Below are 16,693 nucleotides of genomic sequence, written 5' to 3' on the forward strand. Positions count from 1 at the left end.
CCGACCCCTTACAGCTTCATCAGGCTGGCGTCGTCGACCGAGGCCGAGTGGCGGGTACGGAACAGCGACACGATGATCGCGAGGCCCACCACGACCTCCGCGGCGGCGACGACCATCGTGAAGAAGGCGATGATCTGGCCGTCGAGATTGCCGTGCATCCGGGAGAAGACGACGAACGCGAGGTTGCAGGCGTTGAGCATCAGCTCGACGCACATGAACACGACGATCGCGTTGCGCCGGATCAGCACCCCGGTCGCGCCGACGGTGAACAGCAGGGCCGCGAGGTAGAGGTAGTTGACCGGGTTCACTTCGACGCCTCCTCGGGCCGCTTGAACGTCGCCGGCTCGATCGCGGTCCGCTCCAGACGCTCGGCGGCGCGCTGCTCGAGGGCCCGCAGGTCGTTGAGTGCCTCCGCCGACACGTCGCGGATCTGCCCGCGTTCGCGCAGCGTCTTGTTCACGGTCAGCTCGGAGGGGGTGCCGTCGGGCAGCAGGCCCGCGATGTCCACGGCGTTGTGCCGGGCGTAGACGCCCGGTGCGGGCAGCGGCGGGATGTGCCTGCCTTCCCGGATGCGCTGCTCGGCCAGCTCGCGCTGGGTCCTGGCCCGCTCGGTGCGCTCGCGGTGGGTGAGCACCATCGCGCCGACGGCGGCCGTGATCAGCAGGGCGCCGGTGATCTCGAAGGCGAAGACGTACTTGGTGAAGATGAGGGACGCGAGGCCCTCCACGTTGCCGTGCGCGTTCGCCTGGCCGGTGCCGTTGAACTCCTTCAGCGAGGCGTTGCCGATGCCGGCGAACAGCAGCACCCCGAAGCCGGCCCCGCACAGGAGGGCCAGCCAGCGCTGGCCCTTGATGGTCTCCTTCAGCGAGTCCGCGGCCGTGACGCCGACGAGCATCACCACGAACAGGAACAGCATCATGATCGCGCCGGTGTAGACGACGATCTGCACGATGCCCAGGAAGTAGGCGCCGTTGGCGAGGTAGAACACCGCCAGGATGATCATGGTCCCGGCGAGACAGAGGGCGCTGTGCACGGCCTTCCTCATCAGCACGGTGCACAGGGCGCCGATCACCGCGAACGTGCCGAGGACCCAGAACTGGAAGGCCTCACCGGTGGAGGTGGTGTAGGCGGCGAGCTGCTGTGCGCTCATCGTCCGATCACCTTCTCGGACGCCGGTTCGGTCTCGCCGAAGGTGCTGTCGCCCTCCTGCACCACCTCGCCCTTGGAGACGGCGGTCTGGCGCACCGTGCCCGGCGCGGCCTCCGTCACCAGGCCCCGGTAGTAGTCCTGCTCGTCCGTACCGGGGAAGATCGCGTGCGGTGTGTCGACCATGCCCTCCTCCAGACCGGCGAGCAGCTGCTCCTTGGTGTAGATGAGGTTGGCGCGGCTGGAGTCGGCCAGTTCGAACTCGTTGGTCATCGTCAGCGCGCGCGTGGGGCACGCCTCGATGCACAGGCCGCACAGGATGCAGCGGGCGTAGTTGATCTGGTAGACGCGGCCGTACCGCTCGCCCGGCGAGTAGCGCTCCTCGTCGGTGTTGTCGGCGCCCTCCACGTAGATGGCGTCGGCGGGGCAGGCCCAGGCGCACAGCTCGCAGCCGACGCACTTCTCCAGGCCGTCCGGATGGCGGTTCAGCTGGTGCCGTCCGTGGAACCGCGGAGCCGTGGTCTTCTGCTGCTCCGGGTACTGCTCGGTGAGCCGCTTCTTGAACATGGCCTTGAAGGTCACGCCGAAGCCGGCCACGGGATTCTGGAAGCCGGGCTTGCTCTGCCCGGACTCCGTTGGCTCCTCAGCCATCGGACGCCTCCTTTCCATCCGAAGATCCGTCACTGACAGTGTCCGGCCCGCCACTGACAATCAGCTCCCGCTCCCGGCGCGGGCGGCGCCTGGGCACGGGGGGCAGCTCCTGGCCGGGCAGCGGCGGCACGGGGAACCCGCCCGCCATCGGGTCGAACCCGGGCTGCGGGGCGGCGGGCCCCTCGTCCTTCCTCGCCTTCTCGCGGAACATGTCGGCGACGAAGGAGAGCAGCAGCAGGGCGATGACGCCGCCGCCGACGTAGAGGGCGATGTCGGCGAAGCCGTAGTTCTCGTTGCGCAGCGCCCGCACGGTCGCCACGAGCATCAGCCAGGTCACCGAGACCGGGATGAGGACCTTCCAGCCGAGCTTCATCAGCTGGTCATACCGGACCCGGGGGAGCGTGCCGCGCAGCCAGATGAAGAAGAACAGCAGCAGCTGGACCTTGACGACAAACCAGAGCAGCGGCCACCAGCCGTGGTTCGCGCCCTCCCAGAAGCCGCTGATCGGCCAGGGGGCGCGCCAGCCGCCGAGGAAGAGGGTGGTCGCGACGGCCGACACGGTCACCATGTTCACGTACTCGGCCAGCATGAACATCGCGAACTTGATGGACGAGTACTCGGTGTTGAAGCCGCCCACCAGGTCGCCCTCGGACTCCGGCATGTCGAAGGGGGCGCGGTTGGTCTCGCCGACCATCGTGACGATGTAGAGGATGAAGGAGACCGGCAGCAGCAGGATGTACCAGCGGTCGTGCTGCTGCTCGACGATGGCCGACGTCGACATCGACCCCGAGTAGAGGAACACGGAGGCGAACGCGGCGCCCATCGCGATCTCGTAGGAGATCATCTGCGCGCAGGAGCGCAGGCCGCCGAGGAGCGGGTAGGTGGACCCGGAGCTCCAGCCCGCCAGCACGATGCCGTAGATGCCGACCGAGGCGACCGCGAGGATGTAGAGCATCGCGATCGGCAGGTCGGTGAGCTGCATGGTGGTGCGCGTGCCGAAGATCGAGATCTCGTCGTCGGCCGGGCCGAAGGGGATCACCGCGATCGCCATGAAGGCGGGGATGGCCGCGACGATCGGTGCGAGGACGTAGACCACCTTGTCCGCGCGCTTGACGATGACGTCTTCCTTGAGCATCAGCTTGATGCCGTCGGCGAGCGACTGGAGCATGCCCCAGGGGCCGTGCCGGTTGGGGCCGATGCGCAACTGCATCCAGGCGACGACCTTGCGCTCCCAGACGATGGAGAACAGCACGGTCACCATCAGGAACGCGAAGCAGAAGACGGCCTTGACGACGACCAGCCACCAGGGGTCCCGGCCGAACATCGAGAGGTCTGCAGCCGCGAGGTACGGGCTCATGCCTCCACCTCCTTGGGGGCCTGTTCGGCGGGCGCCGCCGGGCCGATACGGACGAGGTCGCCGGGCTGCGCACCGGTGTCGGAGGCGACGCCCGCGCCGGCGGAGTTCAGCGGCAGCCACACCACCCGGTCGGGCATCTCGGTGACCTGGAGCGGGAATTCGACGACGCCGCGAGGGCCGGTGACGGCCAGGACACCGCCCTCCGCGACACCTGCCTCGGCGGCCGTGGCCGCCGACACGCGCGCGCGTGCCGCGTGCCGGGTCCCGGCGAGGGCCTCGTCGCCCTCCTGCAGGACGCCCTGGTCGAGCAGCAGCCGGTGCCCGGCGAGCACCGCCTCGCCGACGGCCGGGCGGGGCAGCACGCCCGCCCTCTCCAGGGGGTCGGTGGCCCGCGGGCCGTCCCAGGCGCCGAGCCGGTCGATCTCCGCGCGCGTGGTGCGCAGGTCCGGCAGGCCCAGGTGGACGTCCATGGCGTCGGCCAGCATCTGCAGCACCCGCCCGTCGGTGGGGGCGAGGCGGCGGGTCATCTGGTCGGGCTTGAGCGCGGCCTCGAAGAAGCGCACCCTGCCCTCCCAGTTCAGGAAGGTGCCCGCCTTCTCGGCGACAGCGGCGACCGGCAGGACCACGTCGGCGTGCTCGGTGACCTCGCTGGGCCGCAGTTCCAGCGACACCAGGAAGTCCACGCCGCGAAGCGCCTCACGCGCGCGTGCCGGGTCGGGCAGGTCGTCGACCTCCACGCCGGCGACGACGAGCGCGGACAGTTCGCCGGTGGCGGCCGCCTCGATCATCTGGTGGGTGTCGCGGCCGTGACGGACGGGCAGTTCGGCCAGTCCCCAGACCGCGGCGACCTCCTCACGCGCGCGCGGGTCGGTCGCCGGGCGGCCGCCCGGCAGCAGCGACGGCAGCGCGCCCGCCTCCAGGGCGCCGCGCTCGCCCGCCCGCCGCGGGATCCACACCAGTCGGGCGCCGGTGGCGGCGGCCGCGCGGGCGGCGGCGGTGAGGCCGCCGGCGACCGAGGCGAGCCTCTCCCCCACGACGATCACCGCGCCCTCGGCGCGCAGGGCCTCGCCGGCCTGCGCGCCGAGTTCGTCGAGGCCGACGCCGCTCGCGAGGGCGTCGAGCCACTCGGTCTCGGTGCCGGGCGCGGCAGGCAGCAGGGTGCCGCCCGCCTTCTCCAGGCCGCGCGTGGCGTGTGTGGCCAGGGCGAACACCCGCTGCTTGTGCTTGCGCCAGGCCTTGCGCAGCCGCAGGAAGACGCCGGGCGCCTCCTCCTCCGACTCGAAGCCGGCGAGCAGGACGGCGGGCGCCTTCTCCAGCGCGGTGTACGTGACGCCCGTGCCGTCGAGGTCACGGCCGCGGCCCGCCACCCGGGCCGCGAGGAAGTCGGCCTCCTCGCCGCTGTGCACGCGCGCGCGGAAGTCGATGTCGTTCGTGCCGAGCGCGACCCGCGCGAACTTGCTGTAGGCGTAGGCGTCCTCGACGGTCAGCCGGCCGCCGGTGAGGACTCCGGCCCGGGAGCGGGCGGCGGTCAGGCCGCGCGCGGCCGTCTCCAGGGCCTCCGGCCAGGAGGCCGGTTCCAGGACGCCTTCGGCGTTGCGCACCAGCGGGAGGTCGAGGCGGTCCTTGGCCTGCGCGTACCGGAACGCGAAGCGTCCCTTGTCGCAGATCCACTCCTCGTTGACCTCCGGGTCGTCGGCGGCGAGCCGCCGCATGACCTTGCCGCGCCGGTGGTCGGTGCGCGTCGCGCAGCCGCCCGAGCAGTGTTCGCACACCGACGGCGAGGAGACGAGGTCGAAGGGCCGGGAGCGGAAGCGGTAGGCCGCCGAGGTGAGGGCGCCGACCGGGCAGATCTGGATGGTGTTGCCGGAGAAGTACGACTCGAACGGGTCGCCTTCACCGGTGCCGACCTGCTGCAGCGCGCCCCGCTCGATCAGCTCGATCATCGGGTCGCCCGCGACCTGGTTGGAGAAGCGGGTGCAGCGGGCGCACAGCACGCACCGCTCGCGGTCGAGGAGCACCTGCGTCGAGATCGGCACGGGCTTCTCGTAGGTCCGCTTGCGGCCCTCGAAGCGGGACTCCGCGTTGCCGTGCGACATGGCCTGGTTCTGCAGCGGGCACTCGCCGCCCTTGTCGCAGACCGGGCAGTCCAGCGGGTGGTTGATGAGCAGCAGCTCCATCACGCCGTGCTGGGCCTTCTCCGCGACCTGCGAGGTGAGCTGGGTCTTCACGACCATGCCGTCGGTGCACGTGATGGTGCAGGACGCCATGGGCTTGCGCTGGCCCTCGACCTCGACGATGCACTGGCGGCAGGCGCCGGCCGGGTCCAGCAGGGGGTGGTCGCAGAACCGCGGGATCTCGATGCCGAGCTGCTCGGCGGCCCGGATGACCAGGGTGCCCTTGGGCACGCTGGTCTCGATGCCGTCGATCGTCAGCGTGACGAGGTCCTCCGGCGGGACCGCCGCCTCTCCCCCTCCGGAGGGAGCACTGGTGGTCACGGTCATGCGTTCACCTCCGGGCGGTCCGCCCAGGCCGTCGACTTGGCCGGGTCGAAGGGGCAGCCCCGGCCCGTGATGTGCTGCTCGTACTCCTCGCGGAAGTACTTCAGCGAGGAGAAGATCGGGGATGCGGCGCCGTCACCGAGGGCGCAGAAGGACTTGCCGTTGATGTTGTCGGCGATGTCGGCGAGCTTGTCGAGGTCGGACATGGCGCCCTTGCCCGCCTCGATGTCCCGCAGCAACTGCACCAGCCAGTAGGTGCCTTCGCGGCAGGGGGTGCACTTGCCGCAGGACTCGTGGGCGTAGAACTCGGTCCAGCGGGTCACCGCCCGCACCACGCAGGTCGTCTCGTCGAAGCACTGCAGGGCCTTGGTGCCGAGCATGGAACCCGCGGCGCCGACCCCTTCGTAATCGAGGGGGACGTCGAGGTGCTCGTCGGTGAACATCGGGGTGGAGGAGCCGCCCGGGGTCCAGAACTTGAGGCGGTGGCCGGGCCGCATTCCGCCGCTCATGTCGAGGAGCTGGCGCAGTGTGATGCCGAGCGGCGCCTCGTACTGGCCGGGGCTCGCGACGTGGCCGCTGAGCGAGTAGAGCGTGAAGCCCGGGGACTTCTCGCTGCCCATCGACCTGAACCAGTCCTTCCCGTTCTTCAGGATGGCGGGAACCGACGCGATCGACTCGACGTTGTTCACAACAGTCGGGCAGGCGTAGAGCCCTTCGACGGCCGGGAAAGGGGGACGGAGCCGCGGTTGACCACGGCGGCCTTCGAGCGAGTCGAGCAGCGCGGTCTCCTCACCGCAGATGTACGCGCCGGCGCCGGCGTGCACGGTGAGTTCGAGGTCGAGTCCACTGCCGAGGATGTTCTCGCCGAGGTAGCCCGCCGCGTAGGCCTCGCGCACGGCCTCGTGCAACCGCCGCAGGACGGGGACGACTTCACCACGCAGGTAGATGAAGGCGTGCGACGACCGGATGGCGTAGCACGCGATCACGATGCCCTCGATGAGGCTGTGCGGGTTCGCGAAGAGGAGCGGGATGTCCTTGCACGTCCCGGGCTCCGACTCGTCGGCGTTGACAACAAGATAATGCGGTTTTCCATCACCCTGGGGAATGAACTGCCACTTCATTCCCGTCGGGAATCCCGCGCCGCCGCGCCCGCGCAGACCGGAGTCCTTGACGTACGCGATCAGGTCGTCCGGCGACATGGCGAGCGCCTTGCGGAGCCCCTCGTACCCCTCGTGCCTCCGGTAGACGTCCATGGACCAGGAGCGGTCCTCGTCCCAGAAGGCCGACAGCACGGGTGCGAGCAGCTTCTCGGGGCTCATGTCCTTGAGGTCGGGTGCCACGGTCATCACTCCCCCTCCTCGGCGGCGGGCCCTGCCGGGTGGGCCGGGTCGGAGGCCGATGTCTGCTGCGGCGCGTCATGGGAGCTGAGGTGCTCGGCCGTCGACGGCCGGTGCGCCCGGTCCTGCGGTTCGTCGTGCGGACCGCCGTCCCGCGGATGAACCACGCGCGCGGGTGCGGCCTCTCCCTTCGCCAGGCGGAGGCCCACCAGCGACGCCGGTCCCGCGCTGCCGCCCTCCTCGACGGCCCCGGGGCGCTCGTCGGGGAAGCCGGCCAGGATCCGCGCGGTCTCCTTGAAGGTGCACAGGCGCGCCCCGCGCGTGGGCTGTACGGGCCGCCCCTCGCGCAGGTCGTCCACCAGGCGCTTGGCGCTGCCGGGGGTCTGGTTGTCGAAGAACTCCCAGTTGACCATCACGACCGGCGCGAAGTCGCAGGCCGCGTTGCACTCGATGTGCTCCAGGGTGACCTTGCCGTCGTCGGTGGTCTCGCCGTTGCCGACGCCCAGGTGCTCCTGGAGGGTCTCGAAGATCGCGTCGCCGCCCATCACCGCGCACAGGGTGTTGGTGCAGACGCCCACCTGGTAGTCGCCGGAGGGCCTGCGCCGGTACATGGTGTAGAAGGTGGCCACGGCGGTGACCTCGGCCGTGGTCAGGTCCAGCATTTCAGCGCAGAACCGCATGCCGGTGCGGGTGACGTGACCCTCCTCCGACTGCACGAGGTGGAGCAGCGGCAGCAGGGCCGAACGGGAGTCGGGGTAGCGCGCGATCACCTCGCGTGCGTCCGCCTCGAGCCGGGCGCGGACGTCGTCCGGGTACGCGGGCGCGGGCGGTTGGGGCATGCCCAGGCTGACGCCACGCTCCGAAGAACTGGTGGTCACCGGTCGACGCCTCCCATCACGGGGTCGATGGACGCGACGGCGACGATGACGTCGGCGACCTGGCCGCCCTCGCACATCGCCGCCATGGCCTGCAGGTTGGTGAAGGACGGGTCGCGGAAGTGGACCCGGTAGGGGCGGGTGCCGCCGTCGGAGACGGCGTGCACGCCGAGTTCTCCCTTGGGGGACTCGACGGCCGCGTAGGTCTGGCCCGGCGGAACCCGGAAGCCCTCGGTGACCAGCTTGAAGTGGTGGATCAGGGCCTCCATGGAGGTGCCCATGATCTTCTTGATGTGGTCCAGGGAGTTGCCGAGTCCGTCCGGTCCCAGGGCGAGCTGGGCGGGCCAGGCGATCTTCTTGTCGGCGACCATGACGGGGCCGGGCTGGAGCCGGTCCAGGCACTGCTCGACGATCCCGAGCGACTGGCGCATCTCCTCGAGGCGGATCAGGAAGCGGCCGTAGGCGTCGCAGGAGTCGGCGGTCGGGACCTCGAAGTCGTACGTCTCGTAGCCGCAGTAGGGCTGTGTCTTGCGCAGGTCGTGCGGCAGGCCGGTGGAGCGCAGGATCGGGCCGGTCGCGCCGAGGGCCATGCAGCCGGCGAGGTCGAGGTAGCCGACGTCCTGCATGCGGGCCTTGAAGATGGGGTTCCCGGTGGCGAGCGCGTCGTACTCGGGGAGGTTCTTCTTCATCTTCTTCACGAACTCGCGGATCTGGTCCACCGCGCCGGGCGGCAGGTCCTGGGCGAGTCCGCCGGGGCGGATGTACGCGTGGTTCATCCGCAGGCCCGTGATGAGCTCGTAGATGTCGAGAATCATTTCACGATCACGGAATCCGTAGATCATGATCGTGGTGGCGCCCAGCTCCATGCCGCCGGTGGCGATGCACACCAGGTGGGAGGAGAGCCGGTTCAGCTCCATCAGGAGCACCCGGATGATCTCGGCGCGCTCGGGTACCTGGTCCTCGATGCCGAGGAGCTTCTCGACGGCGAGGCAGTAGGCCGTCTCGTTGAAGAAGGACGTCAGGTAGTCCATGCGCGTCACGAACGTGGTGCCCTGCGTCCAGGTCCGGTACTCGAGGTTCTTCTCGATGCCGGTGTGGAGGTAGCCGATGCCGCAGCGGGCCTCGGTGACCGTCTCGCCCTCGATCTCGAGGATGAGACGGAGCACTCCATGGGTGGACGGGTGCTGGGGACCCATGTTGACGACGATGCGCTCGTCGTCGGCGCGGGCCGCGGACTGGACGATCTCGTCCCAGTCGCCACCGGTGACCGTGTAGACGGCGCCCTCGGTGGTCTCGCGGGCCGATGCCATCGAGGAGGTGGTCCCGGAGGGACTCGACGAGGGGCGCTGGCCGGGCGACGGGTTGGTAGTGCTCACGAGTACGACCTCCGCTGGTCCGGAGCCGGGATCTGGGCGCCCTTGTACTCGACGGCGATGCCGCCGAGGGGGTAGTCCTTGCGCTGCGGGTGGCCCTGCCAGTCGTCCGGCATCATGATCCGGGTCAGGGCCGGGTGACCGTCGAAGACGATCCCGAAGAAGTCGTAGGTCTCGCGCTCGTGCCAGTCGTTGGTCGGGTACACGGAGACCAGGGACGGGATGCGCGGCTCGCTGTCGGGGGCGCTCACCTCGAGGCGGATCAGCCGGTTGTGGGTGATCGAGCGCAGGTGGTACACGGCGTGCAGTTCGCGGCCCTTGTCCTGCGGGTAGTGGACCCCGCTGACGCCGGTGCACAGCTCGAAGCGGAGCGCGGGGTCGTCGCGCAGGGTGCGGGCGACGCGGACCAGGTGCTCGCGTTCGATGTGGAAGGTCAGTTCGCCGCGGTCGACGACCGTCTTCTCGATGGCGTTCTCCGGGAGGAGTCCCTGTTCCTCCAGGGCGCCCTCGAGCTCGTCGGCCACCTCGTCGAACCAGCCGCCGTAGGGCCGGTTCGCCGGTCCCGGGAGGCGGACCGAGCGGACCAGGCCGCCGTAGCCGGAGGTGTCGCCGCCGTTGCCGGCGCCGAACATGCCGCGCTGGACGCGGATCTCCTCGCCGCCCTGGCCGCGCTGGCCGGGGAGGTTGGAGCCGGCGAGGTCCTTCTCCGGGTTCACCCCGTCCGCCGGCCCGTTGGCGCCGTTGGCACCGTTCGCGTCGCTCACCGCAGCAGCCCCTTCATCTCGATCGTGGGCAGGGCCTTGAGCGCCGCCTCCTCCGCCTCGCGGGCCGCTTCCTCGGCGTTCACGCCGAGCTTGGCGGACTGGATCTTCTGGTGGAGCTTGAGGATCGCGTCCATCAGCATCTCGGGCCGGGGCGGGCAGCCGGGGAGGTAGATGTCGACCGGGACGATGTGGTCGACGCCCTGGACGATCGCGTAGTTGTTGAACATGCCGCCCGAGGAGGCGCAGACGCCCATGGAGATCACCCACTTGGGGTTGGGCATCTGGTCGTAGACCTGCCTCAGGACCGGCGCCATCTTCTGGCTGACCCGGCCGGCGACGATCATCAGGTCCGCCTGGCGCGGCGACCCGCGGAAGACCTCCATGCCGAAGCGCGCGAGGTCGTAACGGCCGGCGCCCGTGGTCATCATCTCGATGGCGCAGCAGGCGAGGCCGAAGGTGGCCGGGAAGACGGACGCCTTGCGCACCCAGCCCGCGGCCTGCTCGACGGTGGTCAGCAGGAAGCCGCTCGGCAGTTTTTCTTCGAGTCCCATGTCGTTAAAGGCCCCTCAGTCCCATTCCAGGCCGCCGCGCCGCCATACGTACGCGTACGCGACGAAGACGGTGAGCACGAAGAGCAGCATCTCCACGAGCCCGAAGATCCCCAGGGCGTCGAAGGTGACGGCCCAGGGGTAGAGGAAGACGATCTCGATGTCGAAGACGATGAAGAGCATCGCCGTCAGGTAGTACTTGATGGGGAAGCGCCCGCCGCCGGCCGGCGTGGGGGTCGGCTCGATACCGCACTCGTAGGCTTCGAGCTTGGCGCGGTTGTACCGCTTCGGACCGATCAGCGTGGCCATGACCACGGAGAAGATCGCAAAGCCTGCCCCGAGGGCTCCTAGTACGAGGATGGGCGCATACGCGTTCACCGCTCCTCGCTCCTCTCAGTCGGCACTGACTGCTGGCGGTTGCACTGGGCTCACATCGGCCTCACCGGTCCCACGAACCACGCTCGTCCCGGGCGAAGATCGAGAACATGTGAAGCAGGTCACAAGCCCAACTGCCTCGCATCTTATGCCTGCCGCTCTGTGATCTGCGACACGGGGTATTACACAACCTTTGTGATCTCCACCACCTGACGAAGGATCATGAAGTCGGATGATGGGTGATCTTCGTACGCGAAGCGTCCAGCTGATCACCAGAAGTGACATTTTCGCTCGTCGCCGCAGGTGAGGAGGGGCGTCTCAATATCAAGAGAGTTCCGCTGCATGCAAATTGGCTCTGGACACCACGCCCTGATAGAGGACGTCGTTCACACATCAGGGGGAGGTCCGGGGCGAGGTGTGGACGCGGGGCGCTGCGTGCACGCGTTCACGAACTCCCGTCCGCACCCCGCCCCCACCCCCTCCACCTCCCGCCCGCGCGGGACGTCGCTCCTCGGGTAACCGTTCCGTGACCTCCGCCACATTGATGAGAGGTGCCTGAGAACGGGGCTTGGCCAACGACCCGAACGAGTGGTAGGCGCAGGGCAATTCGGACGTAATGATCAAAGACCGTGATCAAGGGCTTGATCGCGGGCGTCCACAATGTCCGTTACGGCGTCAATAAAGAGACTCGCGCAGGCCTTTTGGGGCCCCGATTGAGCAACTGTGGCGCACCACACGTTTCTTGAAGATATGAAGGAGCCCCTGGTACCGGTTGTTCCCATGTCCCACACCGCTCACATACGCAGCCACCGGAAGCCCCGCCGCAGCGCGTCGACCCTCGCGATGCGGGCCGGAGTCGCCGGTGGCGTCCTCAGCACCCTGGCAGTCGCCGGGGCGGCCGGATCGGCGAACGCGGCCGAGCCGGTGACGCAGACCCTCGAACTGCCCACGCTGACGGCCGACCTGGCCGCTCAGGTCGCCCAGTCCGCCGACGCCACTCAGCAGGCGGCGGCCAACTACGAGCTCCAGGCCGAGCGTGACGCGGCCGCCGCGAACGCCGCGAAGCAGGCCAAGTCGGACCTCGCGGACGCCAAGCACAAGGCCGCCGTGGCCAAGAAGAAGGCTCAGGAGGCCGCCCGCAAGGCCGCCGCCGAGCGCGCCGCCCGCAGCGCCGAGCGCCCGACGCTCACCACCACGGCGAGCACCGGTGTCTCCACGAGCACCAGCACGTCCACGTCCACGTCGACCGCCACCGGTTCGGCGGCGGCCGTCATCTCCTTCGTGAAGGCACAGGTCGGCAAGGCCTACGTCTCCGGCGCCACCGGCCCCTCGGCGTACGACTGCTCCGGCCTGGTGCAGACGGCCTTCAAGCAGGTCGGCATCAGCCTGCCGCGCGTCTCCCAGGACCAGTCGACCGCCGGCACCCAGGTGTCGCTGAGCAACCTCCAGCCCGGCGACATCCTCTACTGGGGCGGCGCGGGCAGCGCGTACCACGTGGCGGTGTACGTCGGCGACGGTATGTTCGTCGGCGCCCAGAACCCCTCCAGCGGCGTCCAGGAGAAGCCGCTGTCGTACGACCCGCCCACCGGCGCGGTGCGGGTGCTCTGAGCACACCGTCACCACGATCCACCCAGGAAGGGCCGCGGCCGCTCGGAGGCCGCGGCCCTTCCTGTTCCCGTCCGGCCGGCTCGCGTCCGGCCCGCTCCCGTCCGGCGGGCCTCCGCGCGGCCCCCTCACGGCTCCGTGAGAGCGGTGAAGGCGGCGGAGGGGCGCCGGGCCCCGCCGGGGGCGGGCGGCCGCCCTGGGGCCCTGGACGGACGATGTCGCTGCCGCCCGGCGGGAGGAAGGCGTGCGAAGGCGGCCCGGCGGACGAGGTCCTCGTCCGCCGGGCCGCCGGTGTCTTCGCTCCCGCGCCCGGCCGGTCCCGGGCGCGGTCGCTCACGCCTTCGGCGCGACCCTGCTCAGGCCGTTGATGATGCGGTCCATCGCGTCGCCGCCCGTGGGGTCGGTGAGGTTCGCCAGGAGCTTCAGGGTGAACTTCATCAGGACGGGGTGGGTCAGACCGCGCTGGGCGGCGATCTGCATGACCTTCGGGTTGCCGATGAGCTTCACGAAGGCGCGGCCCAGGCTGTAGTAGCCGCCGTAGGTGTCCTTGAGGACGCGCGGGTAGCGCTGCAGGGCGATCTCGCGCTGGGCGGGCGTCGCGCGCGCGTGGGCCTGCACGATGACGTCGGCGGCGATCTGGCCGGACTCCATCGCGTAGGCGATGCCCTCGCCGTTGAAGGGGTTCACCAGGCCGCCGGCGTCGCCGACCAGCAGCAGCCCCTTGGTGTAGTGCGGCTGGCGGTTGAAGGCCATGGGGAGGGCGGCGCCGCGGATCGGCCCGGTCATGTTCTCGGGGGTGTAGCCCCAGTCCTCCGGCATGGACGCGCACCAGGCCTTGAGGATCTCGCGCCAGTCCAGCTCCTTGAAGGCGGCGGAGGTGTTCAGCACGCCGAGGCCGACGTTGGAGGTGCCGTCGCCCATGCCGAAGATCCAGCCGTAGCCGGGCAGCAGGCGCTCCTGGGAGCCGCGCCGGTCCCACAGCTCCAGCCAGGACTCCAGGTAGTCGTCGTCGTGGCGCGGGGAGGTGAAGTAGGTGCGTACGGCGACGCCCATCGGGCGGTCCTCGCGGCGGTGCAGGCCCATCGCGAGGGACAGCCGGGTGGAGTTGCCGTCGGCGGCGACGACGAGCGGCGCGTGGAAGGTGACCTCGCGCTTCTCCTCGCCGAGCTTGGCGGTCACCCCGGTGATGCGGCCGGTGCGGTCGTCGACGACGGGGCCGGAGACGTTGCAGCGCTCGTAGAGGCGGGCGCCGGCCTTCTGGGCGTTGCGGGCGAGCTGCTCGTCGAAGTCGTCCCGCTTGCGGACGAGGCCGTAGTCCGGGAACGACGCGAGGTCGGGCCAGTCGAGCTGGAGGCGGCTGCCGCCGCCGATGATGCGCAGGCCCTTGTTGCGCAGCCAGCCGGCCTCCTCTGAGATGTCGATGCCCATCGCCACCAGCTGCTTGACCGCGCGCGGGGTGAGGCCGTCGCCGCAGACCTTCTCGCGCGGGAACTCGGTCTTCTCCAGCAGGAGGACGTCGAGTCCGGCCTTGGCGAGGTGGTACGCGGTGGTGGAGCCGGCCGGCCCCGCGCCGACGACGATCACATCGGCGGTGTTCTCGGAGAGGGGCTCAGTCACGACGGTCACGGCGGGATCTCCCCAAGTTCGGATTCTGACGTGCCGACCGGCACTGGACATGGGCAGTCTATTCAGCAGTACTGATCACCCGGCTGAAGGGCTGCCCCGTGAACCGAGCTCTCCCCGCTGTACGGCTGCGTGTGCCCACCGACGAGGACGCGTTCTCCTGGCACCGGGTCTTCGACGACCCGGAGGTCATGGAGTTCCACGGGGGCCGCTCCGCCGAGGTCTCCGTGTACGAGGAGCTCACCGCGCGCCAGCGCCGGCACGACGCGGAGCGGGGGTTCTGCCTGTGGTCGGTGCTGGACGACGAGGGCGGTGTCGTCGGCTTCACCGGCGCGCAGCCCTGGCCGCACGCCTGGGGACCCGAGGGCGAGATCGAGATCGGCTGGCGGCTGGGCCGGGCGCACTGGGGGCGTGGGTACGCCACGGCGGCCGCAGAGGAGACGCTCGACCGACTGCGGGCGGCCGGGGTGGCGCGGGTGGTGGCGATGGTCGACGCGCGCAACGAGCGCTCCATCGCGGTCACCCGGCGCCTGGGCATGCGGCTCGCGGAGACGTTCACGACGCCGGCCTCGGCACGGCGGGGGCACTGCTACCGACTTGATCTGTGACGCAGAGTAATCAAGTGTCACAGAAAGCCACATGTCGCTTCCGGGTGACCCGCGCCCGCGTTACCCTTCCAGTACCGCTGGGGGTGACATCTGTGCGTATAACACCCAAAACGCCCGACGCGCGCGTTCCCCGTCTGGTCGGCCTGATGGCCATGGACGCGCGCGAAACGGCCCAGGCCCGAGGGCTGTTCCTCAACGCGCCGGACCGCCCGGACTTCCGGCACACCGTGGTCGACTACGTCGTGCGCCAGTATCCGCAGCCCGGCGCCGAGGTGCCGCCGGACTCCGTGGTGTACGTGTGGTTCGACTTCGGTGAGGGCGAGGGCGGCGGAGGCGTGCGCGAACCGCGCGTCCCGCGGCCGCCCTCGGGCGGACTGCGACGCGAACTGGGCGAGCCCGGGAACGCCTTCGAGATGATCGACCGGTGAAACGACGGTCGCGCGCCCGGGAGGCTCAGCTCTCCTTGAAGCCCCGGTGCAGCGCGACCACACCGCCGGTGAGGTTGCGCCAGGCCACCTTCGACCAGCCCGCCTTCTGCAGCCGCTCGGCGAGGCCGGCCTGGTCGGGCCAGGCGCGGATGGACTCGGCGAGGTAGACGTAGGCGTCGGGGTTGGAGGAGACCGAACGGGCCACCGGCGGCAGCGCGCGCATCAGGTACTCGGTGTAGACGGTCCTGAAGGGCGCCCAGGTGGGGTGCGAGAACTCGCAGATCACCACGCGTCCGCCGGGCCGGGTCACCCGGTACATCTCCCGCAGCGCCGCGTCCGTGTCCTGCACGTTGCGCAGCCCGAAGGAGATCGTCACGGCGTCGAAGGTGTCGTCCCGGAACGGCAGCCTGGTCGCGTCGCCCGCCGTGAACGGCAGCCAGGTGTGCTTCTTCTTGCCGACCTGGAGCATCCCGAGGGAGAAGTCGCACGGGACGACGTACGCGCCGGTGCGCGCGAAGGGCAGCGAGGAGGTGGCCGTGCCGGCCGCGAGGTCGAGGACCTTCTGCACGGGGCGCGCGTCGACCGCCTTCGCCACCTCCTTGCGCCAGCGCCGGTCCTGGCCGAGCGACAGCACGTCGTTCGTCAGGTCGTAACGTTCCGCCACGTCGTCGAACATCGAGGCGACTTCGTGCGGCTGCTTGTTCAGGGAGGCGCGGGTCACCCGCCCATTGTTGCAGCCCGCCCTGCCGGGACCGGTCGCGGCGTCCTCTGCGGCCACGTCCGCCACCCGGCCGCAGGCCAGGACGGACACGGCGAGCAGGACCCGTCCGGCGCGCGCACCCCGGCCCGGGAGACCGCGTCCGGGCGTCAAGGGAGGCGGTTCGCCGGCCGAGGCCGGTCAGCGGCCGCGGTACACCAGCCGCCCGCCGATCACGGTCGCCACGCAGGTGCCGGCGCCGCGCCGGACCAGTTCGGCGCGGTCGGCGACGTCGAACACGGCGAAGCGGGCGGGGCCGCCCGGCACCAGGCCCGGCAGCAGGATCAGCGGGACCGGGGACAGCGACGCCGGGCCCGGCAGACGGTCCGGCCGCCGCCCCACCGCGAGCCCGGCCCTGCGCACCGCGTCGACCGCGGCCCGCGACCGCAGCTCCCCGGCCACCGCCACCGTGCCGTGAGCCAGCATCCGCTGCACCCCGCGCCGCGCGCTCGCGCCGAGGCGTGCGGGGTCGGCGCTCAGGATCGCCCGCGCCCGCGCTCCGGCGACGGGCGCGGTGCCGAACTCGTCGGCCTCGCGCGGGTCGGGGTGGTAGGTGGCCTCCAGCAACTCCGGGCCGTAGGGGTTCAGCAGTCCCGGGGTGAGGATGCCGGGCCAGCGCCGCACCCTCGCGCGGGGTTCGGCGGCGGCCAGCTCCTCGTACGGGCCGACGCCGACGACGGACGCCCCGTCGATCAGGACGGCGGCCTCCGGGGACCCCTCGGCGAGGTGGAGTGTCAGCACGACGCGG

The 16,693-nt window shown here is 70.5% G+C and carries 17 protein-coding genes; 3 read left to right on the top strand and 14 right to left on the bottom strand.

Annotation, left to right across the window (positions count from 1 at the left end):
• Positions 1-8 precede the first annotated feature (8 nt).
• The 11 genes from nuoK to TNCT1_RS03800 form a co-directional block, all read right to left on the bottom strand.
• Positions 9-308: an NADH-quinone oxidoreductase subunit NuoK gene (gene nuoK / locus TNCT1_RS03750; RefSeq protein WP_020941573.1), complete on the bottom strand. Its 300-nt coding sequence runs from the start codon at positions 306-308 to the stop codon at positions 9-11.
• The gene (locus tag TNCT1_RS03755) at positions 305-1,150 is read right to left on the bottom strand and encodes an NADH-quinone oxidoreductase subunit J (RefSeq protein ID WP_143628042.1); all 846 of its coding nucleotides are present in this window, start codon (positions 1,148-1,150) and stop codon (positions 305-307) included. Before TNCT1_RS03755 ends, nuoK begins: the two co-directional genes overlap by 4 nt.
• Complete coding sequence (nuoI, locus tag TNCT1_RS03760) at positions 1,147-1,797, bottom strand: NADH-quinone oxidoreductase subunit NuoI (protein ID WP_143628044.1); 651 nt, start codon at positions 1,795-1,797, stop codon at positions 1,147-1,149. The genes TNCT1_RS03755 and nuoI overlap by 4 nt, the downstream gene beginning before the upstream one ends.
• Complete coding sequence (gene nuoH, locus TNCT1_RS03765) at positions 1,790-3,154, bottom strand: NADH-quinone oxidoreductase subunit NuoH (protein ID WP_143628046.1); 1,365 nt, start codon at positions 3,152-3,154, stop codon at positions 1,790-1,792. Before nuoH ends, nuoI begins: the two co-directional genes overlap by 8 nt.
• Positions 3,151-5,655 carry an NADH-quinone oxidoreductase subunit G gene (locus TNCT1_RS03770; RefSeq protein WP_143628048.1) on the bottom strand — a complete coding sequence of 835 codons (2,505 nt, stop codon included), beginning with the start codon at positions 5,653-5,655 and terminating at the stop codon, positions 3,151-3,153. Before TNCT1_RS03770 ends, nuoH begins: the two co-directional genes overlap by 4 nt.
• Positions 5,652-6,998: an NADH-quinone oxidoreductase subunit NuoF gene (gene nuoF, locus TNCT1_RS03775; protein ID WP_143628050.1), complete on the bottom strand. Its 1,347-nt coding sequence runs from the start codon at positions 6,996-6,998 to the stop codon at positions 5,652-5,654. The genes TNCT1_RS03770 and nuoF overlap by 4 nt, the downstream gene beginning before the upstream one ends.
• On the bottom strand, positions 6,998-7,867 hold the full coding sequence (gene nuoE / locus TNCT1_RS03780) for an NADH-quinone oxidoreductase subunit NuoE (protein ID WP_143628052.1): 870 nt from the start codon (positions 7,865-7,867) through the stop codon (positions 6,998-7,000). The genes nuoF and nuoE overlap by 1 nt, the downstream gene beginning before the upstream one ends.
• Complete coding sequence (locus tag TNCT1_RS03785; RefSeq protein ID WP_143628341.1) at positions 7,864-9,174, bottom strand: NADH-quinone oxidoreductase subunit D; 1,311 nt, start codon at positions 9,172-9,174, stop codon at positions 7,864-7,866. Before TNCT1_RS03785 ends, nuoE begins: the two co-directional genes overlap by 4 nt.
• A 62-nt stretch (positions 9,175-9,236) precedes the next feature.
• Positions 9,237-10,001, bottom strand: coding sequence for an NADH-quinone oxidoreductase subunit C (locus TNCT1_RS03790; protein ID WP_143628054.1), 765 nt, complete (start codon positions 9,999-10,001; stop codon positions 9,237-9,239).
• Positions 9,998-10,552, bottom strand: a complete 555-nt coding sequence (locus tag TNCT1_RS03795; RefSeq protein ID WP_143628055.1) for an NADH-quinone oxidoreductase subunit B family protein — start codon at positions 10,550-10,552, stop codon at positions 9,998-10,000. Before TNCT1_RS03795 ends, TNCT1_RS03790 begins: the two co-directional genes overlap by 4 nt.
• Positions 10,553-10,567: 15 nt before the next feature.
• Positions 10,568-10,927, bottom strand: coding sequence for an NADH-quinone oxidoreductase subunit A (locus TNCT1_RS03800; RefSeq protein WP_003992243.1), 360 nt, complete (start codon positions 10,925-10,927; stop codon positions 10,568-10,570).
• Positions 10,928-11,704: 777 nt separating this feature from the next.
• Here TNCT1_RS03800 and TNCT1_RS03805 point away from each other — a divergent pair.
• Positions 11,705-12,532, top strand: a complete 828-nt coding sequence (locus TNCT1_RS03805; RefSeq protein WP_143628057.1) for a C40 family peptidase — start codon at positions 11,705-11,707, stop codon at positions 12,530-12,532.
• A gap of 330 nt (positions 12,533-12,862) precedes the next feature.
• Here TNCT1_RS03805 and TNCT1_RS03810 read toward each other — a convergent pair whose 3' ends face one another.
• Positions 12,863-14,155, bottom strand: a complete 1,293-nt coding sequence (locus tag TNCT1_RS03810) for a geranylgeranyl reductase family protein (RefSeq protein ID WP_143628059.1) — start codon at positions 14,153-14,155, stop codon at positions 12,863-12,865.
• A 98-nt stretch (positions 14,156-14,253) separates the two neighbouring features.
• Here TNCT1_RS03810 and TNCT1_RS03815 point away from each other — a divergent pair, with 98 nt between their 5' ends.
• Together TNCT1_RS03815 and TNCT1_RS03820 are read left to right on the top strand one after the other, a co-directional pair.
• Positions 14,254-14,760 carry a GNAT family N-acetyltransferase gene (locus TNCT1_RS03815; protein WP_143628061.1) on the top strand — a complete coding sequence of 169 codons (507 nt, stop codon included), beginning with the start codon at positions 14,254-14,256 and terminating at the stop codon, positions 14,758-14,760.
• 92 nt (positions 14,761-14,852) lie between these two features.
• Positions 14,853-15,188 carry a PASTA domain-containing protein gene (locus TNCT1_RS03820; RefSeq protein WP_143628063.1) on the top strand — a complete coding sequence of 112 codons (336 nt, stop codon included), beginning with the start codon at positions 14,853-14,855 and terminating at the stop codon, positions 15,186-15,188.
• Between the two features lie 25 nt (positions 15,189-15,213).
• On the opposite strand, the gene TNCT1_RS03825 is transcribed toward TNCT1_RS03820, so the two are convergent.
• Both TNCT1_RS03825 and TNCT1_RS03830 read right to left on the bottom strand, forming a co-directional pair.
• Entirely contained in the window at positions 15,214-15,909 is a 696-nt protein-coding gene (locus TNCT1_RS03825) for a demethylmenaquinone methyltransferase (RefSeq protein ID WP_143628343.1), read from the bottom strand.
• Positions 15,910-16,086: 177 nt separating this feature from the next.
• Positions 16,087-16,686, bottom strand: a complete 600-nt coding sequence (locus TNCT1_RS03830; RefSeq protein ID WP_143628065.1) for a hypothetical protein — start codon at positions 16,684-16,686, stop codon at positions 16,087-16,089.
• Positions 16,687-16,693: the final 7 nt, after the last annotated feature.

The sequence above is a fragment of the Streptomyces sp. 1-11 genome, assembly GCF_007176755.1.
GTDB lineage: Bacteria > Actinomycetota > Actinomycetes > Streptomycetales > Streptomycetaceae > Streptomyces.

Coding starts and splice junctions, on each gene's coding strand:
- TNCT1_RS03755 (WP_143628042.1), bottom strand. CDS start 1,150: ATGAGCGCACAGCAGCTCGCCGCCTACACCACCTCCACCGGTGAGGCC.
- nuoI (WP_143628044.1), bottom strand. CDS start 1,797: ATGGCTGAGGAGCCAACGGAGTCCGGGCAGAGCAAGCCCGGCTTCCAG.
- nuoH (WP_143628046.1), bottom strand. CDS start 3,154: ATGAGCCCGTACCTCGCGGCTGCAGACCTCTCGATGTTCGGCCGGGAC.
- TNCT1_RS03770 (WP_143628048.1), bottom strand. CDS start 5,655: ATGACCGTGACCACCAGTGCTCCCTCCGGAGGGGGAGAGGCGGCGGTC.
- nuoF (WP_143628050.1), bottom strand. CDS start 6,998: ATGACCGTGGCACCCGACCTCAAGGACATGAGCCCCGAGAAGCTGCTC.
- TNCT1_RS03785 (WP_143628341.1), bottom strand. CDS start 9,174: ATGGCATCGGCCCGCGAGACCACCGAGGGCGCCGTCTACACGGTCACC.
- TNCT1_RS03795 (WP_143628055.1), bottom strand. CDS start 10,552: ATGGGACTCGAAGAAAAACTGCCGAGCGGCTTCCTGCTGACCACCGTC.
- TNCT1_RS03805 (WP_143628057.1), top strand. CDS start 11,705: ATGTCCCACACCGCTCACATACGCAGCCACCGGAAGCCCCGCCGCAGC.